The 806-nt window shown below is 33.4% G+C and carries 1 protein-coding gene; it reads left to right on the top strand.

All coding sequences use genetic code 11. The features are described from left to right. Positions 1–674, top strand: a 674-nt coding sequence (locus KI369_RS24950) for an AI-2E family transporter (RefSeq protein WP_212957959.1), incomplete at its 5' end; no start/stop codon positions are given. Positions 675–806: the final 132 nt, after the last annotated feature.

The following is an 806-nucleotide window of genomic DNA, read 5'->3' as shown; positions in this document are numbered from 1 at the left end:
TTGAAAAAAATGCAATTGAATACTTAAAGGATATACCAAACACACTTACGTCGAGTGCAACGGCTTTATTTGGTATTATCACGAACGTTGCGTTAGTTATATTTACAGTACCGTTCATATTGTTTTACATGTTTAAAGATGGACATGCCTTCCCAGGTAAAGCAGTAAGCCTATTACCAGAGACTTACCGTGAAGAAGGACTTCGCATCATTAAGGAAACGAACGAAACATTGTCTGCTTATATTCAAGGGCAAGCACTCGTTTGTATATTTGTAGGTGCTTTTACTTTTATCGGTTATTTAATTATCGATTTACCGTACGCTTTCGTTTTAGGAATTATAGCAGCATTTACAAATATCATTCCTAACTTAGGTCCATTTATCGGTGCAGCGCCAGCTGTTATTGTAGGTTTGTTCGTATCTCCGATGCAAGCGTTGTACGTAATTATTATCGTAACAATTGTACAACAATTTGAAAGTAACATCATTTCACCGCGTATTATGAGTTCAAAATTAAATATCCATCCGTTAACAATTATTATTTTAATTTTAGGGGTAGGTAACTTTGCGGGAATTATCGGAATGATTTTGGCGGTACCAGTTTATGCAGTAACGAAAACAGTTGTATCGAACTTAGTGAGACTGTTTAAGACGAAACGAAGTAATCGAAAATAGTATATGTTGAGAAAGATACACCACTTTTTAAGTGGTGTATCTTTTGTTTATTAATCAATGTTAAAAAGTGTACGAATGCAATTTTATTATATATTTATTACATATCAAATAAAACGGTAAAGTTGTATGATA

The sequence above is a fragment of the Bacillus sanguinis genome (assembly GCF_018332475.1).
GTDB lineage: Bacteria > Bacillota > Bacilli > Bacillales > Bacillaceae_G > Bacillus_A > Bacillus_A sanguinis.
This window is presented reverse-complemented; position numbering and strand designations above follow the sequence as displayed.